This window comes from Microbacterium karelineae (genome assembly GCF_009745985.1).
GTDB lineage: Bacteria > Actinomycetota > Actinomycetes > Actinomycetales > Microbacteriaceae > Microbacterium > Microbacterium karelineae.
Genome location: NZ_WFIX01000171.1, coordinates 271,576 through 295,964 on the forward strand (window position 1 = coordinate 271,576; position 24,389 = coordinate 295,964).

General features: G+C 68.1%; 21 protein-coding genes and 1 pseudogene. 12 read left to right on the forward strand and 10 right to left on the reverse strand.

The genetic code is table 11. The annotated features are described in order from the left end of the window. Positions 1 to 104: 104 nt before the first annotated feature. The 5 genes and pseudogenes from GB932_RS21495 to GB932_RS02625 all read right to left on the reverse strand — a co-directional run. A pseudogene (locus tag GB932_RS21495) lies at positions 105 to 323 on the reverse strand (IS1634 family transposase); the annotation flags it as partial. Positions 324 to 510: 187 nt separating this feature from the next. After that, positions 511 to 1,620 carry a DUF3320 domain-containing protein gene (locus GB932_RS02610; protein ID WP_156759160.1) on the reverse strand — a complete coding sequence of 370 codons (1,110 nt, stop codon included), beginning with the start codon at positions 1,618 to 1,620 and terminating at the stop codon, positions 511 to 513. Positions 1,621 to 1,690: 70 nt separating this feature from the next. Next, entirely contained in the window at positions 1,691 to 5,149 is a 3,459-nt protein-coding gene (locus tag GB932_RS02615; protein ID WP_156759161.1) for an SNF2-related protein, read from the reverse strand. Beyond that, on the reverse strand, positions 5,146 to 9,126 hold the full coding sequence (locus tag GB932_RS02620) for an Eco57I restriction-modification methylase domain-containing protein (RefSeq protein ID WP_231915965.1): 3,981 nt from the start codon (positions 9,124 to 9,126) through the stop codon (positions 5,146 to 5,148). Before GB932_RS02620 ends, GB932_RS02615 begins: the two co-directional genes overlap by 4 nt. Beyond that, the gene (locus tag GB932_RS02625; protein ID WP_231915966.1) at positions 9,123 to 11,258 is read right to left on the reverse strand and encodes a GmrSD restriction endonuclease domain-containing protein; all 2,136 of its coding nucleotides are present in this window, start codon (positions 11,256 to 11,258) and stop codon (positions 9,123 to 9,125) included. The genes GB932_RS02620 and GB932_RS02625 overlap by 4 nt, the downstream gene beginning before the upstream one ends. Positions 11,259 to 11,391: 133 nt before the next feature. Between GB932_RS02625 and GB932_RS02630 the strand changes: the two genes are divergently transcribed. The 5 genes from GB932_RS02630 (at position 11,392) to GB932_RS02650 (ending at position 14,433) form a co-directional block, all read left to right on the forward strand. Next, positions 11,392 to 11,664, forward strand: coding sequence for a helix-turn-helix domain-containing protein (locus GB932_RS02630; RefSeq protein WP_197517263.1), 273 nt, complete (start codon positions 11,392 to 11,394; stop codon positions 11,662 to 11,664). Between the two features lie 75 nt (positions 11,665 to 11,739). Further along, positions 11,740 to 12,918 carry an ATP/GTP-binding protein gene (locus tag GB932_RS02635; RefSeq protein WP_156759164.1) on the forward strand — a complete coding sequence of 393 codons (1,179 nt, stop codon included), beginning with the start codon at positions 11,740 to 11,742 and terminating at the stop codon, positions 12,916 to 12,918. Further along, positions 12,915 to 13,235: a hypothetical protein gene (locus GB932_RS02640; RefSeq protein ID WP_156759165.1), complete on the forward strand. Its 321-nt coding sequence runs from the start codon at positions 12,915 to 12,917 to the stop codon at positions 13,233 to 13,235. Before GB932_RS02635 ends, GB932_RS02640 begins: the two co-directional genes overlap by 4 nt. Positions 13,236 to 13,409: 174 nt before the next feature. Continuing rightward, the gene (locus tag GB932_RS02645; RefSeq protein WP_156759166.1) at positions 13,410 to 14,003 is read left to right on the forward strand and encodes an ArsR family transcriptional regulator; all 594 of its coding nucleotides are present in this window, start codon (positions 13,410 to 13,412) and stop codon (positions 14,001 to 14,003) included. Then, a complete protein-coding gene (locus GB932_RS02650) occupies positions 13,996 to 14,433 on the forward strand; it encodes a HEPN domain-containing protein (protein WP_156759167.1) in 438 nt (145 codons plus the stop codon). The genes GB932_RS02645 and GB932_RS02650 overlap by 8 nt, the downstream gene beginning before the upstream one ends. Before the next feature lie 21 nt (positions 14,434 to 14,454). Here GB932_RS02650 and GB932_RS02655 read toward each other — a convergent pair whose 3' ends face one another. Further along, complete coding sequence (locus GB932_RS02655) at positions 14,455 to 15,078, reverse strand: DNA alkylation repair protein (protein ID WP_156759168.1); 624 nt, start codon at positions 15,076 to 15,078, stop codon at positions 14,455 to 14,457. 118 nt (positions 15,079 to 15,196) lie between these two features. Here GB932_RS02655 and GB932_RS02660 point away from each other — a divergent pair, with 118 nt between their 5' ends. Continuing rightward, positions 15,197 to 15,493 carry a HigA family addiction module antitoxin gene (locus tag GB932_RS02660; protein WP_156759169.1) on the forward strand — a complete coding sequence of 99 codons (297 nt, stop codon included), beginning with the start codon at positions 15,197 to 15,199 and terminating at the stop codon, positions 15,491 to 15,493. 23 nt (positions 15,494 to 15,516) lie between these two features. Further along, a complete protein-coding gene (locus tag GB932_RS02665) occupies positions 15,517 to 15,672 on the forward strand; it encodes a hypothetical protein (protein WP_156759170.1) in 156 nt (51 codons plus the stop codon). A 28-nt stretch (positions 15,673 to 15,700) separates the two neighbouring features. Here the strand turns inward: GB932_RS02665 and GB932_RS02670 are convergent, their stop codons facing one another. Further along, positions 15,701 to 16,570, reverse strand: a complete 870-nt coding sequence (locus tag GB932_RS02670) for a hypothetical protein (RefSeq protein WP_156759171.1) — start codon at positions 16,568 to 16,570, stop codon at positions 15,701 to 15,703. A gap of 209 nt (positions 16,571 to 16,779) precedes the next feature. Here GB932_RS02670 and GB932_RS02675 point away from each other — a divergent pair, with 209 nt between their 5' ends. From GB932_RS02675 to GB932_RS02685, 3 genes are all read left to right on the forward strand, one after another. Then, positions 16,780 to 17,031 (forward strand): antitoxin, encoded by a 252-nt coding sequence (locus GB932_RS02675; RefSeq protein ID WP_156759172.1) that lies wholly within the window; start codon positions 16,780 to 16,782, stop codon positions 17,029 to 17,031. Then, positions 17,028 to 17,453, forward strand: a complete 426-nt coding sequence (locus GB932_RS02680) for a type II toxin-antitoxin system VapC family toxin (RefSeq protein ID WP_156759173.1) — start codon at positions 17,028 to 17,030, stop codon at positions 17,451 to 17,453. The genes GB932_RS02675 and GB932_RS02680 overlap by 4 nt, the downstream gene beginning before the upstream one ends. 188 nt (positions 17,454 to 17,641) lie before the next feature. After that, entirely contained in the window at positions 17,642 to 19,036 is a 1,395-nt protein-coding gene (locus GB932_RS02685) for a dicarboxylate/amino acid:cation symporter (RefSeq protein WP_156759174.1), read from the forward strand. Positions 19,037 to 19,353: 317 nt separating this feature from the next. On the opposite strand, the gene GB932_RS02690 is transcribed toward GB932_RS02685, so the two are convergent. Then, positions 19,354 to 19,935 carry a TetR/AcrR family transcriptional regulator gene (locus GB932_RS02690; protein ID WP_156759175.1) on the reverse strand — a complete coding sequence of 194 codons (582 nt, stop codon included), beginning with the start codon at positions 19,933 to 19,935 and terminating at the stop codon, positions 19,354 to 19,356. 61 nt (positions 19,936 to 19,996) lie between these two features. Here GB932_RS02690 and GB932_RS02695 point away from each other — a divergent pair, with 61 nt between their 5' ends. Beyond that, a complete protein-coding gene (locus GB932_RS02695) occupies positions 19,997 to 20,773 on the forward strand; it encodes an SDR family NAD(P)-dependent oxidoreductase (RefSeq protein ID WP_156759176.1) in 777 nt (258 codons plus the stop codon). A 307-nt stretch (positions 20,774 to 21,080) separates the two neighbouring features. Here the strand turns inward: GB932_RS02695 and GB932_RS02700 are convergent, their stop codons facing one another. Next, positions 21,081 to 22,019 (reverse strand): helix-turn-helix transcriptional regulator, encoded by a 939-nt coding sequence (locus GB932_RS02700; protein WP_156759177.1) that lies wholly within the window; start codon positions 22,017 to 22,019, stop codon positions 21,081 to 21,083. Between the two features lie 90 nt (positions 22,020 to 22,109). Between GB932_RS02700 and GB932_RS02705 the strand changes: the two genes are divergently transcribed. Continuing rightward, the gene (locus tag GB932_RS02705) at positions 22,110 to 22,520 is read left to right on the forward strand and encodes a VOC family protein (protein ID WP_156759178.1); all 411 of its coding nucleotides are present in this window, start codon (positions 22,110 to 22,112) and stop codon (positions 22,518 to 22,520) included. 4 nt (positions 22,521 to 22,524) lie between these two features. Here GB932_RS02705 and GB932_RS02710 read toward each other — a convergent pair whose 3' ends face one another. Further along, positions 22,525 to 24,321, reverse strand: coding sequence for a cation:proton antiporter (locus GB932_RS02710; RefSeq protein ID WP_156759179.1), 1,797 nt, complete (start codon positions 24,319 to 24,321; stop codon positions 22,525 to 22,527). Between the last annotated feature and the right edge of the window lie 68 nt (positions 24,322 to 24,389).

The window sequence follows — 24,389 nt, forward strand, 5'->3', positions numbered from 1 at the left end:
GCGGTCGCATGATGAACCCCTAACCTCTTCGCGATCGACGTCACGCTTTCACCGCTCGTCTTGGCGGTACGAATAGCGGCTCTTCGCCGATGTGGGTGTAGTCGAGGACCTCCCTTGACGGGGTCCGGCGCGAGGCCGAGGTCGAGCTCTGCCTGGGAGCCCGCGATCTTCTGCCGCCCGGCGGCCTTCAGCGCTGCGACGTCCTCGGGCGTGTGCGCGGAACCGAGGTGCTCGACGATTCGGCGAACACTTCGCTTCTTCTCCACGATCTGCACCGCGGTCGCTCCCGATGAGGTCTTCATAGTGCGCAGGAACGGGGCCACATCGCCAGGCTAGTGCCCTGAAATCACCACTCCACGCGAAGAAATCCCAGGTCACGAGGTCGCGACCCCAGGAAACCCACTCAACGTGAGCCAAGTCGGGGTCTCAGTCGAGTCCCGCGTACAGGTGCAACCGCTCGACGGCCGGCCTCTCCGACGATGCACAAGGTTCGTCACGGTGACGGGGCCACTACGTGCGCGCCGCCGCGGATTTCTGTGCACAGAGCCGACGTGCATCAGCGAGACGGCTTGACACCGCACTCACCTTGCGTCCCCCGCCGAACACCTCGATCACTGCGCGGTCCAGCGCATCGCCTGAGAGATTGGAGTGCTCTTCCACCACCGTTCGCATCGCGTTTGCGACCTCGACCGGGCTCACCTCGTGGAGCAGCCGCCTGCTCTGGGGATCGTCTGCGGGCCGAAACACCACCCACGAGTCGACGTCGATGTCGATTGGCCAGACGAACCCGTCGTCGTCGACGTGGATGCGGCCGGATCCACGAATCTGGCGTTCCACCGCGTTGCGGCGCTTCGCATGCAACTTGCCGACGACGTACGATCGGCGCACGAGGTCGATCAGACGGTCGAGGTGAAGTGGGCCTTCGAACTCGACGATCTCCTCGACGAGCGAGTCGAGCTTCTCTTTCACGGCGCGACGCCTGAAGTTCTCAAGCTCGTTCTTCCCGCCGACGACCGTGACCCTCCACGACTGCCACGGAAGGCGCGCGTCGCCGACCGTGCGATCTGTGAATGTATGCGCTGACGGATGCGCGACGTCTGTCGGCGTCGATTCGCTCTCGACATCTGCCGTGGCCTCCGTTGGACCGACGTCATCACCGCGCGTCAACGTGACGCCAGCGGCCACGATCGCTTCGGCACGCAAGGCCGCGGCACGCTCGGCCCCCTCAGCGTCGCCAAGGGTCTCAAGCAGCTTGGTCGCGGAGTCGTGCGCGCGGATCGCGTCGTGAATGTCAATCGGGCTCCCGTGTGCCACGTTGTTGCGGGCGATGCGAAGGTCGCTTGCGAGCGTGCTCACGTAGCGCGGCGGCACCACGCCCTCATCGAAGGGAAACCCGAGTCCCCCGAGCCGTTCGGTGAGCATCCGAAGCTGGGCACTTGGATCTTCACGCCCGTAGATGCCAGGCGCGCGCCCCTTCAGTCGATCCATCTGCTCCAGCACGCTCGTCCAGACGTTGCCTGATGCGAGGCCATCGATGCGCGCCTGGATCAAGGGGTTGAGACGCCTGCGTAGCAACTCGAATCCTCGGAACACCGACTCGTTCGCATCGAACCTCATCATCAGACCTCGCACACCTTCATGACCTCGTCGCCGTAGTCGTTGATTATCGTGATCGCTTTAGAGACGCCGGCTACTGCCCCGCAGCGTCCGGAGCAAGGGTCTGCTCCGCCTTCGTTCCCTCGACCGCCATCCAGGCGATGAGGCGCACATCATCCAGCGCGATGGGCGGGAGCGGTTCAACCTTCTCTGCAGGCTGGATACCGAACTCGTCGAGCACCTGGACAATCTCGGTCACGACGACCTCCGGCTTCCCCGGCGTGCGTAGCGCAGCTCGCATCGCCTTCCTTGCCTTGGCGGTCGGGACGGTGTTGAGACGCTTGATTGTCTGGAGCTGAGCCGCGCCGAGGTGGCCGCCCTTGTTCAGGACAACCTCTCGCGCATCTCGGAAAGACGCCGGGATCTCGGCAGCGAGGGCGTTCGGGTCAGTGGAGCGCATCCACTCGTCGTGCGCGTCCTCCCGCGCGAGCGCCCACGCCTCGTAGGCGGCGCGGAACCCTTCGTCGGGTAGGGAGCGCGGCCTGTCACTCTTGCCAGGGTCTGCGGTGACGAGCGAGATCAGGGTGTCGTCGACCACGACTCGGCCGCCTTCATCGGCGACGGGCCGCCAGGCGTCGTCGGCGTTGACATTACGGAACCAGATGTGGCCTGTCTCTCCCATCTTCATGCAGAACACGAAGGCGCGACCAGAGACGGTCGGGTTCACGAACCCGCTGCCGACGCCGAAGGGCAGATCCTCGAGACGTCCACGGAGGTTCGGGTCGGCGTCAAGCGCGTTGGCGAGGCGACGGCGGTACTCCTCGCCCGAGCCCGCAGCCGACCCGCCGCTCTGCTCGATGAGGTCTTCGATCTCTCCGACGATGGCGTCGGGGTCGTAGTGTTCTTGCGGCGGGTAGTGCGAGACCCCTGGGAGCACCTTGGCCGCGCCGATGGCGGCGTCGGCCTGTCGGAGCTTGCGGATCAGGGTCTGCTCCAGCCCGAGGAACTCGTCGAGGTGCTCAGCCGGGAAGAACACGTCGAGTTCGATCGACTTGTGCTGGCTTCCGATACGGTCGACGCGGCCGTGGCGCTGCACGATGCGCATCGGATTCCACGGTAGGTCATAGTTGACGATGTGTGCGGCCTGCTGGAGGTTCACGCCTTCAGCCAGCACGTCGGTGGTCAACAGAAGATCATAGAGGTCAGCTTCGATGGGACTGCCATCGTCGCGGACCTGGCCGGCGGTGCGGGGCGCGAAGTTGGCGACCGCTTTCGCGCGGGTCGGCTGGTCGATGCCGCCGCGCTTACCCGAGGCGAACTCGCCGATCACCGCGGGTGCGACCCGACTGCGGTAGGCAGCGAGGGACGAGCCGTCGGGCACGGCGTCCAGCGCAGCGACAAGGCGCTCGTGCAGATCGCGGATCGTGTCGGCGTAGGTGGAGAACACGATGACCTTCCGTCGGTCGCCGCTGGGCGCGTTCGTCACGGCGGGCTTCTCGGCCTCGGCGGCGACGCGCTCTAGTTCGACCAGCAGCGCCGCGACCTTCGGCTCGGCGTCATGCGCCGCGGCCTCGGCGAGCGACTGAAGTTGACGGATCAGCACGAGGTCGAGTTCGACGTCGGATGCCAGTAGCTCAGTGTCGTACAGTCGAGCCGGTGTGGCCTGGTGCTCGCTGTCCTCGTCGAGTCCGGCGACGATCTCGTCGAGGTCTTCTGACTCGGAGTTGACGTAGTCGCGCAGAGCCCCGCCGACGAGGACGGTGCCCTTGCCGAGTGCGGATAGGAACGCCTCATGCGTCTGGATGAGCACGCCGAGCGTTCCTGCCAGTGCGGTCGGTGAGGATTCGAGACGCTTGAGTAGCGCGGAGCGCAGAAGCCCCATGTTCGAGACCTCGGTTTTGTCCAGATCCTCGGACTTCAGGTACCTGCTGGGGACGTACCGGGCGAGCAGAAGCCGCCCGGGATCGCTGCGTCGTACCTCGAACGAAGCGACATGGGCCTCGTTCTCCGGGATGTCGAGTGCATACGTCACGGCGTCGACCAGCTCCTCGCCGGGGCCGTCGAGTTTGTAGTCGACGCGCCGCACGTCCGCATCCGGGAACTCCACCGGGATCTTCTTGCCGCCGGGCCCGGCGATCGACTCACCGCGGTAGTTGTCCTTGACGAACTTCCGGGTGCGCCGCACCGCGACCTGATCCATCAGGTCGAACAGGTGCGCGGGCGTTAACGCCTCCGGGTCGAGCGCCTGTGCATCGCGAATGTACTTCCGGATCGACGGGATGCCGATGGAGGCGAAGCGCGCGTCGTCACGGATGAAGTACTTGACCAGCGTCTCGAGGTCGATGAGCGAGTTGTTCACCGGCGTTGCGGTCAGCAGCACGACCTTCTTCGGGTGCCGCCCGGCGAGGATAATTCGGTCGAGCGCCTCCGAGCGCGCCGCACCCGCGTTCCGCAGGTTGTGCGCCTCGTCCACGATCACCAGCGCGGCATCCTCGGCGCGCTCGTAGAACCCGAGATGTTCCGGGTGCTCCGGGTCCATGCGGCTGCGGATCTCCTCGTAGGAGTGCACCGAGACCCGTCGGGAGATGTCGTACCGCTCCAGCACCGGGTCCCACACCGATGCCTTCAGCGCCGCGGGAGCCGCGACGAGCACGCGCTGCCGCTGCTTCTCGGTGGCCGCGGCGATCACTTCGAGAGCGAGGAAGGTCTTGCCCAGACCCACCTCGTCGGCGACGAGCACGCCGCCGATCTCATCCAGTAGCCGCCGCATCCGCTTCACACCATCGGCCTGGAACCGGGTTAGCTCGAAGCGCGTGGGACCGGCATGCTCGTCATCAAGGTGCTCTCCGTATCGGGCCAGCAGCATGCGGAGGAAGACGCTCCACGGGGTGTGCTCGGCCCACAACGGCTCGTACAGGCCAGCGAGGTCGAAGGCTTCGGAGTCCGCCCAGCATTCCTCGAACCAGTCGATGACCTGCGGCGTCGACCCATGCTGCCCGGACGCTCCCACGTTCAGCTCGGCGTTGCGGGTGAGCCCTGCATAGGTCAAGTTCGACGACCCCGCGAGATACGCAGGATGCGTCGGGTGATGACTGATGAACGCCTTGCCATGCAGGAATCCGCCGGTGAAGCGACGGATCTCAACTATCGGCTCACCTCGCTCGTCGGCTGCGCGCAGCCATGCCACCAGCCGCTGCGCCGACTGCGTGGCCTTCAGCTCAAAGCCGAGCGCATCACGCTCCGCCTTCAGCCAGTGCACATGATCGGTCAGCGCCGCAATGAGTTGCGTCTGGAGGGTCGCGTCAGCATCCACCGGCAACAGCGGATCGGGCACCGGATCGGCACCGAGCAGAACGCGGATGCGCGGCAGCTTCTCCAGCTCGTCCGCCAGTAGCAGGAACCCCGCCGGATTGATGTATGCCGTCGCAATCGCGGCGCTCGGCGGCACCGCAAGCGCCTCGCGATTCACCCGGAACAGGCGGCGCACCTCCTCGCGCACCGTCATTGGCGGTGCGATCCGGTTCGTCGCAAACACGGGAAGCTGGTCGGTCATTCCGCGCCCCTCCACTGCTCGTAGTACGCGAGGACACGCTCGAGCCGTGCGACGTAATTCCATCCGCGATGGAACGTCGCAAAGACGTGCTCCGTATGCTCCGGCGTCAGCCCATACAGGAGCGACACAAGCGCGTCGAGTTCAGCGATGAGTTCCGTCTTCGTCGGTTCGGAGTTGGCAGTGCCAACTTCGACGCCAACCTCAGCAGCCCATGTCGCATATCGCTCATCGACCGCAGCGAGGCGACCGGCAATCCTCATGATCCGATCTGCGAGGACGCCGGATTCATCTCTGGTTGGAACGCCCATTGCGTTGAGCACCTCGAACGTGAAGTTCATCTCCGTGAGAAGGCGTACCTGCCAGTCGAACGGGATTGACGCCAGCACTCCGAGAGCGAACGCCTCGTCTCTTGGCCCGCCCTGAAGCAAGTGCATCACGGACGCTGAGTCATCCGTCGCGCATCCCGGAGGAAGCAGCGCAACGATACAGGTACGACTGTCAGTGGCACGGCTGATCCACCGCGTAGCGATCCTGGGGCGGTCGATGGGCAAGTCATCCATCTCGTAGCTGCGCCCGAAATGCGCTGACCTCCGATTACGCCCTGCGGACGCGAGGTATCCGAGGTAGGCACGCCGGAACTCATGCGAGTCCAGCCCAGCACGCGGAGAGTCGGCGTCAGCATCCCAGATGTTGAAGGAACGCCCACTTCTCAGCAGAACGGGGTCCTCTGTCGCTCGGGCGATCGACTTCCACATCAACAGGTCGCCACGGGTCGGGCGGAGCCTCCAGCCCTCACCTCCTTGTCCAAAGGGGCGGTGTCGCTTCATCACGCGAAACACGTCAACCGACTGCCCATCGGGAATCGCCAGGAAAGCCGCGGTTTCGGTCCAGGTAAGAAACTCAGGAACGGGAACCGACGCAAGTGAAGACACACCGCTACGGAAGGAGAGCTCCGACGTGAACGGGCCCCCGAAACTCACTTCGGTTCCTGGCGATCGCTCAATGACGGTAAGCCCGATTGTGTAGCGAGGCTCCATGTCGAACGCCCATCGCCCAGCATTCTCGATGAGGCATACGGAGGCGAAAGTACCTTCTTCGACTACGCGACGACGCCATTGCTCAAGGCCAGACCCTGATTGCGCTCCGCGCGGGAGCACAAGCCCAATGCGTCCGCGCTCACGAACTGTGTCCCAGTTACTCCAAGCGAACGCCTGGTACAGATCTACATGCCCCGATCCAAGCCCCGGCCACCGGCGCTTGAGGAGGGCAGTTCGCATTCGATCCTGGACCTCGGCTTCTGCGACGAATGCTGCCGCAAGATCAGGGCGTTCGGAGCGGAGCGCATTGATTCGCTGATCTTTAGCGTAATCGTCGAGCAGGATTACGCCGGGGAATCTGAGGTTCCACCAGCGGTCCTCCTTCAAGTATGGCGCCTCCCACGGCGGGTTCCCGACCAGCACATCGAAACCCGGCCGCTCTCGGAGGAACACCTCGGGAAACAGGAACGGCATGTGCGCGGGCTGGAGCGGGTCGACGGCTTCGCGCACCTCCCGCATCGCCGCGAGTGCTGCGAACTGCTCGGCATTCCATGCCTCGTCAATCGTCACGCCGAGGCGCTTGGCGACGGCCACGTCGAAGATCGCCTTGGCTGGGGCGGCGGCGGCTCGCGCTTTCGCCAGCACTTCGGCACCCGCGGTGACTTCGGATTTGTCGGCTTCGGAAGCGTTCGCGTAGTCGATGAGGAGTTCCCGTGCTGCTGCCAGCGGTTCACGGATGATCTGCTCGAATAGGCCGTCGGCCTTCAGCGCGTCCATCGCCTCGTCGATCGTGCCGATGCCGGTGAGGGAGTTGGCGAGGACCAGTCCGTGGTCGAGGCTCGACATCGGCAACCCGGGCACGAAGGTGTGAATCCAGAGCGCGAGCTGCGACAGTTCGACGGCGAGCGGGTTGATGTCGAGGCCGTAGATGCAGCGCCGGGCCACCTGACGGCGTAGGAGCTGGCCGTCTGTGATCGCCTTCGCGCCATCGGTGTCCTGCCCGAGCGCCTCGCGTGCCTTCTCCGCGAGCCGGGCAAGTTCAGCGCGAACGCCGGGCACCTCGGTGTCCGTGAGGAAATCGCGCATGCCGCGCTCGATCTTGTCCACGGCCGCGACGAGGAAGTGCGCGGAGCCCATCGCCAGGTCGGCGACGCGGAAGTCGAAGAAGGCGTCGGCGGCCAGGCGTTCCTTGCCCTCGTCCATGAGGGCCTTGATCCGATCGAGATGCGCTTTCAGCGCGGGCTCGACCGACCGCTCGATGAGGTGATCCACGACGATCTTCGGCGTGTAGTACGAGCCGGTCGCCTTGCGCTCCCCCGATGCCGAGTGGAAGTACGGGCGTCCCGCCGGAGCGACGACCTCATCATCGTCCTTTGCGGGGACGTATGCGCCGTTCCTGTCGACGGTGAGATCCTGCTCGGCGAGCGAGAGGCTGGATTCCAACAGGCCCTCGTAGATGGTGCCGAACTCGCGCACCTGGAGGCTGCGGAAGTCCACCGGCCCCCAGGTCTGGTCGACGGTCTCCTCGCTGAGTAGTTCCTGGAGCGCCGGGCCGATCACGCTGTCGGTGAGCTTGACGCGGGCGAGCAGCGCGCCTTCCTCGGTGGCCGGGTCGAACAGGCTACCGCCGTAGGCAGGCACCTCCCAGCGGGAGTTGCCGTGGAAGATGACCTCCCACACCTGCGTGAGGTCTGACCAGATCGCGGCCGACTCGGTGGAGAACTGGTCGGGGCCGGTGCCGATCTCGCGGATGATGAACGCCTGGAGCGAGTTCGCATCGTAGTTGACGTTGCGGCCCGCAGGTAGCAGCTCGGTCGCCTCCCCGTATGCCTGGAATAGCAGCCGGAACAGGACGCGCATCGTGAGCCGGTACGCGATCTGAAGGCCTGCAGCGTCAAGCGCGAGCCCGAGCGGCGAAAGCTGATCGGCGATGGCGAGCGCGACCCGAGGCACGACGCCTTCGTACACACGGTCGCGCAGGCGCGTGCCGAGGTCCGCGGCGTACTTGCCCGAGCCGTCGAGGATCTGCTGCGCGGATCCATCCGCGTCGAGCGCATCGGCGGAGAAGATGAGCGTGAGCAGCGCGGCCTGCTCGGGCGCGAGCAGGTCGAGAGCCAGCTCGAAGTAGGTCTCGGACTGGCCGCGCTGGCCGACACCCACGCCGTCACGTCCGGGGTAGAGCCGCAGGGTGGACTTGCGTAGCGCGATCACCCACGGCACGTCCTCACGGCCAGCGATCTCCATCGCCTTCGCGACGGGCGTGAGTTGGTACGTCACGGACTTCTGATCGAAGTGCTCGTCGTCACGCAGCAGCACCGCGATGCCACGCCGCGGGCCGCTCGAGGTGCGCAGGACGAGCAGGCGCTCCGATCCGGCGGGCTGGGCGTCGAACCCGAGCGCGGTGACCAGCTCGATGCCGCGCTTAGGAAGGATCGGCGTCGCCTTCTGACCTGCCGACTCCCAATCCGGGCGGCGAGGTACGTCGCGGTTCAAGTGATAGGTGGCGAACAGGAAGTGGTTGGAGAAGCCGTATGTACCTGCCGAGGACATCGCCTCTTGGATGGCACGGATTCGCCCGTGCGCGGCGAGCCCGTTCTCCTCCTCCAGCACGGACTGGAGCTGACGCTCCGCCTGGCCGACCGTAACCGGCCCGATGGGCGGCGCGTCCGCGGATGGATAGTGAATCCATACGCCGTCAGGGGTGACAGCTGCGACGATGAATCCCATGGGAGCCCGCTTGCCTCGAGACTTCCAGAGGTCGTCGAGTACCCCCTTCGTCGGCCGCAAGGCAAGTCGAGCGACACCGACTTGGATTGCCCCTGCTCCGGCATCGTCGCGGCCGAGGACGACGATAGCGCTGGACGTGCCCGTGGGCGCATCCGCCCACGCAACCGTGCTCGATCCGACAATATTCAGCGCCGGCGCGTTCACAGTGGTCATCGGCCGTCTCCTTCGAATTCGTCCTCCGCATCGGCCGGTGCATCCCCCACGCTCGCGAGGTACTCATCGCGCACGTGCGACAGCCGTCGTTCCGTCCCGGCGAGCGCCCAGTACCACCAGCCGTTCACGCCGTGCCCGAGCACCGCGCGGCCCGCTCCTGAGGGGGTGTCGTGCGGTATCCCGCCGACGTGGATCCGCCCGTCCTGCACGATCGTCGCCTCGACGCCTTCGGTGAGGTAACTGCCGCCCGGCACCAGGCGCGCTCCCGCCTCGAGCCATCCGGCGTCGACGAGCTGCGCCAAGCCGACGGCGTTCGACGAAGACGACTGCGCCGTCGTCTCGGTCCGCCCGATGTGGCCTTCGGGCACCGGCCAGACCGCGAGGATCTGATCGACCAGCTGCGCCGTGCGCCGCTCGATGGCGCCCTCGTCCCAGCCGGTCTCCCCGGCGAGATCGATCGCGTCTTTCGTGATGAGCACGTCGTCGGAGCGCAGGAAGTGGTCCCGCTTCTGCTCCCACGGCCCGTTCGAGACGCGCGTGTTCAGCGATTGCGTGACGATCGTGAGGTTGCCGAGTTGCTGGATCCGGTGATCCCGCATGGCCTGCTCGTCGTCGCTCAATTCAGCGAACCAGCTCTTGCGCCACTTCTGCGGCATGAGGTGCTCGATCGTGGCCTTGCCGCGCACGATCGGGCCCATCGCGAAGCGTCGCCCGTCGGGGTATCCGCGCTTGACGTCCTCGAGCGCTTCGAAGACCATCCGCTGGATCGACTGGCGGTACACCCGGTAGGCGCGTGCCTCACTCACGACGGAACGCACCTCGGCGTCATCCGGCCAGTACGCCGTAGCCGCACCACTGCTCGCGAGAAAGTCGATGACCGCCTGCGCGACGCGCTCCGGTGCCTGTGCGCTGGCGTGCCGGGTGAGGTCGACGATCGTCCTGTTGGATCCCTGCGACGGCGCCTTCGCGAGCGCCCGCCGCACGAACCAGCTCTCGAGCGTCTCAAGGATCCGGGTGCGGTCAACTTCCGAGATACCCGCCTGCTCCGGCTCGTCGAGCCAGATGATCAGTGGACGCGCGACGTCAGTGCCGAGCGCGTCGACGCGATAGCTGAAGAGCTCGACTCTGCTCAGCTCGCCGACGGGATTCGAGGATCCCTCGATCACCGAGCGATAGCGGTCCGCGGCCCGCTTGATCTGCGGCAGCAGGGATCCGATGTCCTTCGCCGTCGTGCTCACGTAGTGCTTGAACTGCGTGAACACCTCGCGAATCGGGAAGTCGTTGAGCGTGCGCGCTACGAGCCATTGCCAGAGAAACAGCGATGAGCGGGTGTTCCTGACTCGACCGGAGGTGACCGACTCCTCCCACCACGAGGTCTCGAAGTCAGCCCAGTACTGTCGATAGGCCGCCTCCGTCTCTTCCTCGGGAAGCTGCTGGAACACGAAGTTCTTGGTCAGGTCGGCTGCCGACAACGGCGTTCCACGCGCGTTGAGCGTCTCGAAGATCGCCTGCGCGTCTTCGTTCGCGTCGAGGGTGATGCTCGCGATCTCCAGGCGGGTCATGACCGTGTTCGCCAGCGTCGCAGCTCGCCCCTCGGCGTCGTCCCCGCGACCGAGCCACTCACCGATGACCGCTGAGAAGAACTCGCGCGCGTCGCGCATCCGTGTGCGGGGGATATCGCCGTAGTTCGCGCCGACCGGCAGCGACATCACGGCCGCGAACCCCTCGCGGTCACGGTTCGTCGGCCAGACCTTGTAGCGGTCCTCGTCCTTCGACCGCTCGTGTTCCGCGTTCTCAATCAGCGGCAACACCCGCTGAGCAAGACTCGTGAACCCGCGATAGTCGAACGACGAGTGCATCGCGTCGAGGAACAGCTGCAGGGTCGTCAGGCGCTGCTGCCCGTCGATGACGTTCCATGTGGGGAGCCCACCCAACGACGCCGGGCCCTGCTGCGTGACGATGGCGCCCAGAAAGTGGGTCGCGCGCGGGTCATGGCTCTCGATCACCTCGATGAGCCGGACGATGTCCTCCCACAGCGGCTGCCATTGCAGCTCCTGCGACCAGACGTAGGGGCGCTGAAAGAGCGGCACCACGAGGCGGGTCGGACGGTAGAACACGTCCCTCGGACCCATGACCTCCGTCTTCATCGAGCGACGCCCCGACTCGGCCCGAGATTCCGATTCCCCACCTGCATACCGCCGAGTGTACAAGTACCCGGGCATATGCGCCCTGGCGCGCTCGACCGGTGTCGATGACGCTTGTCCGGTGCCTCGCGTTCCCTCTGCTGCCGCCGCTCATGTCGGCGCGCGGATCGCGTCGTTCCGCACCCGGCAGGCGATGACGCAGGATCAGCTCGCGGTCGCCAGCCACATCGATTCGTCGAACATCCGCAGCTACGAATCGGGGCGATCGATGATGAACGTGCACTCGCTCGTGCGGATCGCCGAGGCCCTCGACGTCGAACCCGGGGACCTGCTCGAGGGCGTCACATCAGCGATGTTCGGTGGGGAACGCACGGGACAGCGCGGACGAGGCTGACGCGATCCGCGGATCCGCCCCGCCCCGTCGGCTACCGTGACCCTCAACCGCCACCCCACGACGAGAGGATCCGCGATGCCGACCAGACGAGCCGTCGAACAGCACATCGCGGTCTTCGGGGAGAGCGGCAGCGGGAAGACCGTGCTCGCGTCGTCGTTCTTCGGCGCAACGCAGGAGCCCGAGTTCCTCCGCGCGAGCCTCTTCGATGTCATCGCCGACGACACGGGGCAGGGCTCGCGCCTGCACCGCAACTACCTGGGGATGAAGGATTCGGCGCGGCTCCCCGACGCCACCCGATTCGACTCCACGTCGTATGCCTTCACGATCCGTCCGAAGGATCCGCCGAACGCCCGCCGCGCGAAGAACCGCCCGTTCGACGCCGTGCGGCTCGTGTGGCACGACTATCCCGGCGAATGGTTCGAGCAGGGCGTCAGCGGGCAGGTCGAACAGCGCCGCCGCGTCGACACGTTCCGCGCGCTCCTCGGATCCGACGTCGCCCTGTTCCTCGTCGACGGGCAGCGGCTGCTCGACAACGCCGGCGAGGAGGAGCGTTACCTCAAGTCGCTCTTCGGCAACTTCCGCAACGGCCTCCTCTCCCTGCGCGACGACCTCCTCGACGCCGGCAAGCCCCTCGTGCGCTTCCCGCGCATCTGGGTGATGGCGCTGTCCAAAGCCGACCTCCTGCCCGACCTCGATGCCTTCGCCTTCCGCGACCTCCTCATCGGCAAGGCGGGCGAGGACATCGACGAGCTCCGCAAGGTGATCGAGGGATTCGTCGAAGCGCGCGACGCCCTCTCCGTCGGCGAGGACTTCGTGCTCCTCTCCTCGGCGCGCTTCGAACCCGACCGGATCCAGGTGAGAGAGCGCGTCGGCGTCGACCTCGTCCTCCCCCTCGCCGCGACGCTCCCCCTCGAACGCCACGTGCGCTGGGCCGGCGCCAAGCGGATCCCCGGGAAGGTCGCCGAACAGCTCCTCGACAGCGGCGCCGGCGCCCTCGGCGTGACCGCCACGGCCGTCGCCCTCCTCGGCAAGGTGCCGCTGCCCGGCCCGCTGCGCATCGCACAGGGGATCCTCGGCGCCGTCTTCGCCGGCCCCGCCCTCGAACAGGCCGCCGACCTCGCAGGCGCGAAGCTGCGCGAAGCGAACGCGACCGCCCGCGCCAAACACGACTACCTCGCGGCGATGCTCACCGGATTCCGCCTCGACCTCGAACGCGGCGAGCAGGAGCGCGTGCTGCTCCGGAGCCGGCGATGAACCTCATCTGGGCCACCCGCGGCAGGCGCTGGGGGTTCCGATTCCTCCGCGACGGCGGACACGCGGATCCCCTCCCGGTCTACGAGCGGGCGTTCGCGGACGCCGGGGACGACGAGGCGGTATGCGTCCGGGCGGGCGACGCCATCGCCCTCCGCTTCCCCGATCCCGAGGGCCGCCGCGACGATGCGGGGCGCGTCATCCCCCACGAGTTCGTCATCCTCGACCCGCCCGGCGACATCGCGACCGTCGCCGAGGGGATCCGGGTCGTGTGGCCGCTGGTCAGCGACGTGTATGCGCGAGTGTGGGACGAGTCGTGAGCCGCATCGACGGAGATGAGCCGATCTGACGGACCGGCCCCGCCGATCGGATCCGTCGATCGGGCGTATCTCCGGCGTACCGACCGCCGCGCCCCATCCGCCCGCCGCGCGGCTTCGATGCGCCGCCAGGCACCCCTTGACGCTTCCCTTATCGAGAAGATATCTTCTCGTTCTGTGAAGACTCGTCCACCGCAGCTGACGCCGTTCGTGCGTTCCGATGCGCTCGGGGCGATCCTCGCGGAGACGCTCGGCCACCCTGACCAGGAGGTCGCGCTCGCCGAACTCGGACGACGAACCGGGATCAGTGGTCCAGTCGTGCACCGTGAGGTCGGTCGGCTCGTCGACAACGAGATCCTTCGCGATCGCACGGAGGGACGCAATCGCCTCGTCCGCGCCAACACCGAGCATCCGCTGTTCGCGCTCATGAGGAATCTGATCGCCGCAACCTATGGGCCGATTCCCGTCCTGCGCGAGCTGTTCGAGGGCGTCGAAGGAGTGGCCCGGCTGCTCATCTACGGCTCCTGGGCCGCACGACGGGCGGGAGAAAGCGGAGCGTTCCCGAATGACATCGATGTGCTCGTCGTCGGAGACACCCCACGGCGAAAGCTGGCGACAATCGCATCGGAAGCCGGCACTCGGCTCGACATGCCGGTGAACATCGCCCGGCTGTCCGTCGAAGACTGGGAGTCAGAGGATGCCTCGCCATTCGTCCTGACGATCCGATCGCGCCCCCTCGTCGACGTGATGACAGGCGACGTCGATGCCTGACGCGATCGACCAGATGCTCCAGAACCGCAGGCTCGAGCGCGTGGCCGCGAACCGCGAACACGCGTTGAGCGTGATCAGACTGGCCGAGCAGCACGTCCGCACGGCGCGCGTCCTCGCCACGACGGACGACCACGCGATGGCCTTCACCGCCGCCTACGACGGCGCACGGAAGGCGCTCACCGCCGTCCTCGCCCGGGAAGGACTGCGTGTCCGACCGGTCGGCGGAGCGCATCGCAACACGGGCATCGCCGCCGCGGCGTTCGTTGAGGACGCATCGCTGCAGGATTTCGACTGGATGCGCCAGGTGCGCAACGCCACCGAATATCCCGACGACGACCGTCCGACAGCGACGAGACAGGACGTCGCGGAGGCCATCGAAGCAGCTGCCGCGATCGTCGACGCATGCGCGCGGCACCTGCGCACGACGTAGCGAGCGTCCGGCGCCCCGCCCTCACCCCACCCACCGCGCGGCGTGCTTCCGGTACGTCTTCACGGCCGACCGCACATACGGATCCGCGTCGTCGCCCAGCATCTCCGCGACGCGCAGCCCCTGCGTCACATCGGCGTCGGTGCCCTTCCGGATGAACCACAGCGGCGCCGTGATCGCGGAGCGGCGGCGCAGCGGATCCGCGGATCCGGCGAGCTCGGCGACGATCCCCAGCTCGCCGCGCGACGCGTCCCATCCGCCGAACGCGCCGATCATCAGCGGCCAGCCGATCACGCGCGGAGCCGCGCGATCGACCATGTCCCACGTCGTGATCGCGTCGTGGTGATCCAGGTAGAGCTGCGCGAGCTCCGTCCGCTCCTCGTCCGACAGCCGCCGGCGGGCGAGGAAGTTGAGGATGCAGAAGGCGGTCAAACGCGGCTCGTAGGCATCGTCGTCGATCAGCGCGAGGATCTCCGCCCGCGGCAGATCCGTCGCCTGCTTCGCGATGCCGAACAGCGTGCCCATGCGCACGCCGATGACCGGCTCCGGCTCGCGCACGCGCCGGCGGATCTTCTCCGCCTGATCCGGATCCGCCTCCGCGCGCAGGGCGTCGATGACGTCGGCGGCGGTCGTGGGCTCGGCGTCCATGGATCCAGTGAAGCGCGCGGACAGGACGCTCGACAGGTATTAACGCGTCGCGTTACTATTGGCGCGGCTTGCCGTCCCGTGCAAACGCAACGACGGCGAAGGCGCGACAGGAGGGGCGATGACAGAGCAGGCATACGATCCGATCACGCCGGGCGAGGTTCTGCTCGCGGAGTTCCTGCGGCCCATGGGGATCTCGCAGTATCGCCTCGCGAAGACGATCGGCGTGCCGCCCCGGCGCATCAACGAGATCGTCCACGGCAAGCGACGAATCACCCCCGAGACGGGGATCCGCATCTCGAAGGCGCTCGGCATGAGCGAGCGCTTCTTCCTCAACCTTCAACTCGACTTCGATCTGGAGGTCGAGAAGGACAAGCACCAGGACGAGATCGACGCGATCGCGCCGCTCGTCGCCTGAGCGCACGACAGAACGAGTGACCTGTGACGACAACGATCGACGTCGACGTCTCCGACGAGCTGCGCGCCGCGCTCACCACCGAAGCCGCGGCACAGGGCCTCGAACTCAACGACCTGCTGCTCGGGATGATCCACCGCGAAGTCGAACGGATCCGCTCCCGCCGCGTCGACGACGCATAGCACCAACGCAGGCCCTGACGTCACCCACCTACACGACGGCGTGTCGATCCGGATCGATCTGCAGGTCCAGCACGGTCAGGCTCGGGTGCCGCGCGACTGCGTCAGGGCCGAGCGTCATCATCGTCGTCAGCACGGCCATCGGCGGCACGTGTATGCCGTGCAACATCAGCGGTTCGGCGCCGTCGAACTGGCAGACGAGGGTGCGCTGCGCGACTTCCGGGTACACGGCGACCATCGCCGTGTAGTCGAACGTGAGCGGTCGTCCCCCGACGACACAGATCAATCGCCGGTTCGTGACGATCACCCGTACCGCCTGGTGCTCGCGCCATTGCTCCGCCGCTTGCCGGCGGGCGGCGTTGCGCGCGGCGCCGTTCGAGATCGCCGTCACGGCAAGCGCACCGACGACGAACGCGGGGTGCCCGAACACGAAAGCAGACGTCTGGTCGTACGCGACGTCCTGTCCGTAATAGCGCGAGTACTGCGCGGGCGCGTCGAGGAAGAACTCCTCGTCGGGATACGGCACGATCTCCCACGGTCGGCCGATCGTCGCCGGCACCTCGCGCGCGATCAGCGCTCTGCGAAGATGTGCCGCGTGATTCCAGGCGGTCGCGTCACTGCGGTGCGACTCGATCTGACCCTGCTCGCTCTTCGTGAACCGGCCGCGGGATCGCCGCCAGCGGCGATGCACCTTCACTGCCTGCACGATGCACACGATCAATGCGGTGAGCGGCAGGACGAACATGGCGAGATACACGACGATGAACACAGCGACCATCCACCCACCGGCGGCCGACCCATCGTGTTCGTACGTCCGCGACAGCCACGCACTTAGCGCTCCGCATCCGTAGAACGTCACCGGCACGAGCAGAAGCGGGATGAGCCAACGGAGAGGCCGCATGCGACCACCCTACTGAGCGCCGCGTCCGCACGAATGTCGGAACTCCCCGACATCATCGCCACATGGAGAATGACAGGCCGACCGCCATTGAGATCACCGCCTCACCGACGAGCACACCGACTGCGAGCGCAGCGAACACCGCCGCTGACCTCGCACACAAGCGCGTCATTGACAGCAAGGCATCGCTCTTCAGACGCTATGCTGTCACCATGCGCACGACCGTCACGCTCGACCCCGACGTCGAACGCGCCCTCCGCGAGCGGATGGCGCGTGAGCACGTGAGCTTCAAGCGTGCGCTCAACGACGCCGTCCGCGACTCCGCCCGAGACCGCGGCGACATCGGCACCCCGTTTCACACCCCCGTCTTCGACCTCGGCCAACCCACGACGGATCTGACGAAGGCGAACTCCATCGCCGCAGGCCTCGACGACGAAGACATCGCGAAGCACCTGCGCGCATGAAACTCGTCGATGCGAACGTCCTCCTCAACGCGATCAACTCCTCTGCTCCGCAACACGACGAAGCCCGCACGTGGTTGGATCGGGCACTCTCCGGATCCGACGTCGTCGCCTTCGCGTGGCAGCCGCTTCTCGCGTTCATCCGCATCGCGTCCCACCCGACACTGATGCCGGCGCCGCTCACGGGCGCGGAGGCGACCGACATCGTCGCGCAGTGGACATCGCACCCCGGCACTCAGATCCTCCATCCAACGGCCCGCCACGGCGACATCCTCCGGCGTCTGCTCGACGCCTCCTCGCCGGCGGGCAACCTCGTGAACGACGCGCACATCGCGTCGCTCGCGATCGAACATCGCGCGACTGTCGTCACCTACGACGCCGACTTCCAGCGCTTCCCCGAGGTGCGCTGGCAGCTGCCGAGCTGATCCGCCGACGCACGTCACACTCCGAAACCCGCAGGAATACCGCGCCCCAGGCGTGAGTTGTGGCCAGGCGTGAGTTGTGGCCCTCCGTGCCGCCGCACGACGCCCTGACGGGCGCGCGGCGGTCGACGCTCGCACGCGCGGATCCCGCGCCACCACGCGCGGATCCCGCGCCACCCCACGGAGACCCCATGACCACCACCGCACCCCGAGCCGCGAAGAAGAAGCGCCCCTTCTACGCGTCGTTCGGCTTCCAGATCATCGCGGCGCTCGTCGTCGGCATCGCCCTCGGCCTGCTCGCCCGCCAGCTCGGCGCGGACGCCGACAACGCGACGCCGCTGTCCGAGACGCTCGCGACCATCGGATCCTCGTACGTCACGATCCTCCGCGCCGCCGTCGTCCCCCTCGTGTTCACGGCCATCGTCGCGAGCATCTCGAACCTGCGCCGCGTGCAGAACGCCGCCCGCCTCGCCGGCCAGACCCTCCTCTGGTTCGCGATCACGGCCTTCATCGCCGTGTCGATCGGCATCGTGCTCGGCCTCGTCATCCAGCCCGGATCGCGCGCCGGCACCGGCCTCGAGACGGGCGAGCCGTCGCACGTCGGATCCTGGTGGGACTTCCTCATCGGCCTCGTCCCGCAGAACTTCCTCGGCCTCGGCATCTCGGGATCCGTCGACGACGAAACCGGCGCCTTCGCCGGATCCGTGAACTTCAACATCCTGCAGATCATCGTCGTCTCCGTCGTCATCGGCCTCGCCGCGCTGCGCGCCGGGAAGAAGGCCGAGCCGTTCCTCGCTTTCACCGAATCGCTGCTCAAGGTGATCCAGCGCGTCGTGTGGTGGATCATCCGCATCGCCCCGATCGGCACGCTCGGCCTCATCGGCAACGCCGTCATCCAGTACGGCTGGGAGCGCCTCACCTCGCTCGTCTGGTTCACCGTCGCGATCTACGTCGGCCTCGCGCTCGTGTTCTTCGTCGTCTACCCGCTGCTCGCCGCGGCCAACGGCCTCTCGGTCAAGCAGTACTTCACCGGCGTGTGGCCGGCGACGCAATTCGGATTCGTCAGCCGCTCGTCCATCGGCACCCTGCCGCTCACGCAGCGCGTCGCCGAGCGCAACCTCGGCGTGCCCCGCGAGTACGCGTCGTTCGCCGTGCCCTTCGGATCCACGACCAAGATGGACGGCTGCGCCGCCATCTACCCCGCGATCGCCGCGATCTTCGTCGCCCAGTTCTTCGACGTGCAGCTGACGATCATCCAGTACGCCCTGATCATCCTCGTCTCGGTCGTCGGATCCGCCGCAACAGCCGGCACGACGGGCGCGACCGTCATGCTGACCCTCACGCTGTCGACGGTCGGCCTGCCCCTCGAGGGCGTCGGCCTGCTGCTCGCGATCGACCCGATCCTCGACATGGGCCGCACCGCCCTCAACGTGACGGGCCAGGCGTTCATCCCGGCGCTTGTCGCGAAGCGCGAGAAGATCCTCGACCTCGACCTCTACAACGCACCCCGCGAGGGCCTGCCGTTCCACGAGGACGACGAGGAGGAGGCTTCGGCGACCGTCAGCGCCGGGACCGCGGCGCGATAGGGCACTCGCCGGGGCTCGGTCTCGGGAGAGCGCGCAGCACAACGCAGTCGATCTGCCGTTACCTGCACGGACGACCCGCGCGATTCCGCGGGCCCCTCGTGCCGACCGCGCAGATCGACTGCGTTGTGTTGATGGTGGTTGCCACACGCCGCGCGGCCCGTGGCGCCGCGCGGCCGTGAGCGCGGCTGCCGATCAGCCGTGCCCACCCAACACAATGCAGTCGATCTGCCGGCACCCGCCCGGCGGGCCCGCGGAATCCCGCGGAACCTGGCCGGTGGGCACAGCAGATCGACTGCGTTGTGTTGGCGGCGGGAGCGCTACGCGCGCGCGGCGCCCAGGCCCTCCGCCAGGAACGCGATGACCTCGTCGGTCGCCTGCCCCGGCGCCACCCCGTAGAGCATGCCGTCGACGGCGAGCATCGCGATGCCGTGCACCATCGCGAAGGCGATGCGGGCGAGCTCCTCCGGATCCCCGTCCCGCACGATGCCGGCCTCCTGCCCGCGCGCCAGCAGGGCGACGACGAAGTCGAGCACGCCCTGGCCCGCCTCGCGCAGCGCGTGGCTGGGATCCTCGGCGCGCTTCGCCGCGAACGACGCCGCGAGCAGGCCGGGGTGCGCGATCGCGAAGGCGATGTATGCGCGCGCCGCGGTCGTGATCGGGTCCGCCTCCGATGCCTCCTGCATCGCACGCAGCAGCCGCTCGAAGCCCTCGATCGCGACGGCGTCGAGCAGCGCCGCGCGGTCGCGGAAGTGCCGCGCCGACGCGCCGTGGCTGACGCCGAGATCGCGCGCGAGCCCGCGCAGCGAGAGCCCCTCGGCGCCGCGGGCATCGACCTCGTCGACGGCTCGGGCGAGCAGCGCCGCCCGCAGATCGCCGTGGTGGTAGGAGCGTTCGGTCATCCGGCCACGATAGCGTGAAGTAGACATTGACAACAATGATGTCACTGTCTACATTGAGATCATGACGATCTCACCCCGCACCGTGCTCATCACCGGCGCGAGCTCCGGCCTCGGCGCCGAGTTCGCCGACCGCTTCGCCCGCCGCGGCAGCGACCTCGTGCTCGTGGCACGTCGCGAAGACCGCCTGCGCGAGATCGCCGAGCGCCTCACGCGCGATCGCGGTGTCCGCGTCGACGTGATCCCCCTCGACCTCGGACAGCCGAACGCCTCGGCGCTCCTGCGCGAGCGCCTCGACGACGCCGGGATCCGCATCGACGGGCTCATCAACAACGCGGGCTTCGGCATGCACGGCCCGCTCGCCGAGGCGGATCCCGCGCGGCTCGACGCGATGGTCCAGCTCAATGTGGCGTCGCTCACCTCCCTCACCCGCGAGTTCCTGCCCGACATCCTCGCCGCCGACGGGATGCTCGTGAACATCGCCAGCGCCGTCGCCTACCAGCCGTTCCCCACGATGGCGGCGTACGGCGCGAGCAAGGCCTATGTGCTGAGCTTCACCGAGGCGATCGCCTACGAGGCGCGCGGCACGAACGCACGCATCCTGGCCGTGAGCCCGGGAACGACCCGCACCGAGTTCTTCGACGTCGTCGGCGACGAGATCGCCGGCCCGGGCGGGTTCCAGACCGCAGAGCAGGTCGTCGACCGCGCACTGCGCGCACTCGACGCGCGATCGCGGCCCGCGAGCGTCGTGACGGGGTGGCGCAACGCGGTCCTCGCCACCCTCCCCGGGATCCTCCCCCGCCGCGCGACGCTAGCGATCACCGGGCGCATGATGGGCTGATCCCCCAGCACAATGCAGTCAATACGCGTCTGGCAGTCGCCTCGACCCGCCTCAATCCGGGGCCTGTCACCGCCACCGCACGCAGATCGACTGCATTGTGCTGGTGGGTGGCGCGCCCCTCGCCGCCCGCGGCGCCGCGGGGCCGGCTGCCGATCAGCCGTGCCCACCCAACACAATGCAGTCGATCTGCCGGCGACGACCGGGCAGGTCCCCGGGATTCCGTGGAACCTGGCCGGCGGGCAGGGCAGATCGACTGCGTTGTGTTCTGGGCAGGACTGTCACTCGCCCGCCGCGAGGCGGGCCCGCCTCACCCGTAGGCCCGCGTCAGCTCCGCGCCGATGCGCGCGATCTCGGCGCGCACCTCGTCCGACTCGATGACCCTCGCCTCGGCGCCCCAGCCGGCGAGGTGGCGGGCGATGTCGAGCGCCGTGGACGCGCCGATCCGCACGCGCAGCACGCCGCCCTCAGCGCCCTCGACGTCGCAGTGCCGCCCGAACTGCCGCCGCAGCACCGCGAGGTGCCGGCCGTCGATCTCGACGACCGCCTGGGTGATCGAGCGCATGTTCTCGACCTCGTCGACGGCGCTCGCCCAGGCGTCCTCGAGCGAGAAGTCGTCGGGGCGCTCGGCGCGCTCGTCCAGGACTTCGGCGGAGACCACGCGCTCGACGCGGAACGTGCGGCGGCCGCGGTCCGTGCCCGCGAGCAGGTACCAGACGCCGTCCTTGTCGACGAGGCCCCACGGGTCGATCTCGCGGGTCGTCGGCCCCGCTCCCCGCCCCCAGTAGATGAGCCGCACGCGGCGGCGCTCCTCCACTGCGGTCCGCAAGCGCGAGACGAGCACCGGTTCGCGCGTCTCGCGCTCGCCCCAGCGCGAGGCATCGATGATCGTCGCGTCCGCGGCGAGCTCCGCGCTCTCGCGGAAGGTCTCGGGGAGCGCCTGCATGAGCTTCCGCAGCGCCGACTTCGCCTCGTCCGACGCCGTGGCGCCAGGGCCGACGAGCCGGAACAGCGCCCGCGCCTCGTGTGCCGTCAGGCCAGTGAGATCGGTGCGCGCCCCGCCGAGCAGCTGCCACCCGCCACCCCGCCCCGGCTGCGGATACACGGGGAAGCCCGCCGTCGACATCGCGACGAGGTCGCGGCGCGCGGTCGCGACCGACACCTCGAGCTCCTCTGCCAGCTCGGCGGCCGTCACCCGCCCCCGCGCCTGCATCAGCAGGAGGGCGGCGACGAGGCGATCTGCGCGCATCTTCCGAGGATCCCATAAAAGTGGTCACAGGGTGACTACTTATCCCCGCGAAACTGGTCTCACATCGCACAACAGAGAGGGATCACCACCATGCTCCGCGGACTCACGACCGTCACCTTCACCGCCGACGACCTCGCCGAAGCACGCCGCTGGTACAGCGAGCTGCTCGGCGTCGAGCCGTACTTCGACCGCGAGGTCGCCGGCGAGCTCGCCTACATCGAGTACCGCTTGGGCGACTTCTCGCACGAGCTCGGCTTCATCGCGCGCCGCTTCGCGCCCGAACTGCAGGGAACGGGCGGATCCATGACCTACTGGGCCGTCGACGACGTGCATGCGGCGTACGAGCGGCTGATCGCGCAGGGCGCGACGAGCCACCAGGAGCCGCGCGAGCAGGGGCCCGGATTCGTCACCGCGTCGGTCGTCGACCCCTTCGGCAACGTGCTGGGCGTCATGTACAACCAGCACTACCTCGACGTGGTGGCGGAGACGCGCGGTGACTGACGCATCACTCCGGACGGATCGCCCCGCGCGAGTCGAGCGCGAGCTCCTCGGCGTCCATCGCGTCGAAGAGGTCGCGCATGACCTCCTCGCTGACGTTGCCGAGGCGGCACTGCTCGATCAGCACCTCGCGGCGCACCGTGAGCCAGCCGCGGGTGAGCTCGGCGATCTCGTCCGCGACATCGCGCTTCAGCGCCTGGCGCCGCGACGCCTCCTGCGCCGCGCGGGCCGCGTCGCCATCGCCGCGTACCGCGTCGCGGTCACCGCGCTCCGTGTCGCGCTCCACCCGCAGCAGCCGCCGCGAGAACGCCTTGAGCAGCTCCGCGCCCTCCGGGCCGTGGGTCTCCTCCCACGCGGTCTGGCGGGTGCGCAGGAACTCGATGCCGGCCTTCTTGCTCTCGGCGCGCACCCGCGCGATCGCCCGCCGATCGGCGGCCGCATCGTCGTCGCTCGAGACGCCGAGCCCGCGGATGAGCGCTGGCAGGGTCAGACCCTGCAGCAGCAGGGTGCCGACGGTCACGATGAAGGCGACGGCGACGAGCACCTCGACGTGGCCGTCCGGCATGCTTTGCTCCGTCAGGTCGGGCAGGGCCGCCGCCATCGCGAGCGTCACGACGCCGCGCATCCCCGCCCACGAGATCACCGTGCGCTCCTGCCACGACAGCCGCGGCTCGTGCAGCCGCTCGCTCATCGCGCGCTTCACTGCCACCGCATCGTCGCCCGCGTGCTTCCTCTTCGCGAGCCGCACCAGGCGCGCCCGCCTGCTCGCCGGATCGCGCTGGAACGCCTCGACGGCCTTCTTCCACCGCACGACGCGCAGGCGCTCCCATGCGCGCCCCCACTGGTACGAGCCGAACACGAAGAGGGGTCGCACGACGAGCACGGCCGCGAGCACCGCGAAGGCGAGCAGGATCGTGCGCACGCCGTCGTTCTGGAAGACCGCGTCGAGCACAGTCGGCAGCTGCAGCCCGATGTAGGCGAACACGAACGACTCGAGCAGGAAATCGACCGACCGCCAGATCGGCTTCTCCTGCTGGCGCTGCGTGTACGAGGTGCGCGGCGCCTGGGATCCGACGAAGAGGCCCATCGCGACGACCGCCAGCACGCCGGATCCATGCAGATGCTCGGCCCCCGCATACACGCCGAAGGGCAGGAGGAGCCCCGCCGTGCCGGTCACGACCGGATCGTCGAACCGCATCCGCAGCGCGTGCAGGACGACCCCGGCGACGACCCCGACCGCCACGCCGACGACGACGGCGAGCGCGAACTCGCCGAGCCCCTGCCACACCGTCACGGTCGCGCCCGCGACGATCGCCGCGAACACGCGCACGAGCGTCAGCGATGTCGCGTCGTTGATGAGGCTCTCGCCGCTGATGACCGTCATGACGCGCCGCGGCAGCCCCAGCTTGCGACCGATCGCGGCCGCCGAGACGGCATCGGGCGGGCCGACGATGGCGCCGAGCAGCAGGGCGCCCGCGAACGTGATCTCCGGCATGATCAGCCAGGCGACGAGACCGACGATGAGCGCCGTCACGGCGACGAGCCCGACGCCGAGCCGCCGCACGTGCGGCATGGATCGGCGGAAGCTCACGAACGACGCGTCGAGGGCGGCCGAGTACAGCAGCGGCGGCAGCGTGAGGCTGAGCAGCAGCTCGCCGTCGATCTCCAGATCGGGCACGAACGGCAGCAGCGACGCGGCGAGCGCGACCGCCGTCACGAGGAGCGGTGCGGGCCAGCCGCGCCAGCGCGCGACGGCGGCGACGACGACGGCTCCGACGAGGACGGAGAAGAGCTCGACCTGCATGGGATCAGGCTACGGGGCGCCGCAATACATCTGCCGACTCCCAGATAGATCACAAAACGGTAACTATC

Coding starts and splice junctions, on each gene's coding strand:
- GB932_RS02695 (WP_156759176.1), top strand. CDS start 19,997: ATGACGATCTCACCCCGCACCGTGCTCATCACCGGCGCGAGCTCCGGC.
- GB932_RS02625 (WP_231915966.1), bottom strand. CDS start 11,258: ATGGGTCCGAGGGACGTGTTCTACCGTCCGACCCGCCTCGTGGTGCCG.
- GB932_RS02705 (WP_156759178.1), top strand. CDS start 22,110: ATGCTCCGCGGACTCACGACCGTCACCTTCACCGCCGACGACCTCGCC.
- GB932_RS02670 (WP_156759171.1), bottom strand. CDS start 16,570: ATGCGGCCTCTCCGTTGGCTCATCCCGCTTCTGCTCGTGCCGGTGACG.
- GB932_RS02610 (WP_156759160.1), bottom strand. CDS start 1,620: ATGATGAGGTTCGATGCGAACGAGTCGGTGTTCCGAGGATTCGAGTTG.
- GB932_RS02675 (WP_156759172.1), top strand. CDS start 16,780: ATGCGCACGACCGTCACGCTCGACCCCGACGTCGAACGCGCCCTCCGC.
- GB932_RS02690 (WP_156759175.1), bottom strand. CDS start 19,935: ATGACCGAACGCTCCTACCACCACGGCGATCTGCGGGCGGCGCTGCTC.
- GB932_RS02655 (WP_156759168.1), bottom strand. CDS start 15,078: ATGGACGCCGAGCCCACGACCGCCGCCGACGTCATCGACGCCCTGCGC.
- GB932_RS02650 (WP_156759167.1), top strand. CDS start 13,996: ATGCCTGACGCGATCGACCAGATGCTCCAGAACCGCAGGCTCGAGCGC.
- GB932_RS02620 (WP_231915965.1), bottom strand. CDS start 9,126: ATGACCACTGTGAACGCGCCGGCGCTGAATATTGTCGGATCGAGCACG.
- GB932_RS02710 (WP_156759179.1), bottom strand. CDS start 24,321: ATGCAGGTCGAGCTCTTCTCCGTCCTCGTCGGAGCCGTCGTCGTCGCC.
- GB932_RS02640 (WP_156759165.1), top strand. CDS start 12,915: ATGAACCTCATCTGGGCCACCCGCGGCAGGCGCTGGGGGTTCCGATTC.
- GB932_RS02680 (WP_156759173.1), top strand. CDS start 17,028: ATGAAACTCGTCGATGCGAACGTCCTCCTCAACGCGATCAACTCCTCT.
- GB932_RS02615 (WP_156759161.1), bottom strand. CDS start 5,149: ATGACCGACCAGCTTCCCGTGTTTGCGACGAACCGGATCGCACCGCCA.
- GB932_RS02635 (WP_156759164.1), top strand. CDS start 11,740: ATGCCGACCAGACGAGCCGTCGAACAGCACATCGCGGTCTTCGGGGAG.
- GB932_RS02700 (WP_156759177.1), bottom strand. CDS start 22,019: ATGCGCGCAGATCGCCTCGTCGCCGCCCTCCTGCTGATGCAGGCGCGG.
- GB932_RS02685 (WP_156759174.1), top strand. CDS start 17,642: ATGACCACCACCGCACCCCGAGCCGCGAAGAAGAAGCGCCCCTTCTAC.
- GB932_RS02660 (WP_156759169.1), top strand. CDS start 15,197: ATGACAGAGCAGGCATACGATCCGATCACGCCGGGCGAGGTTCTGCTC.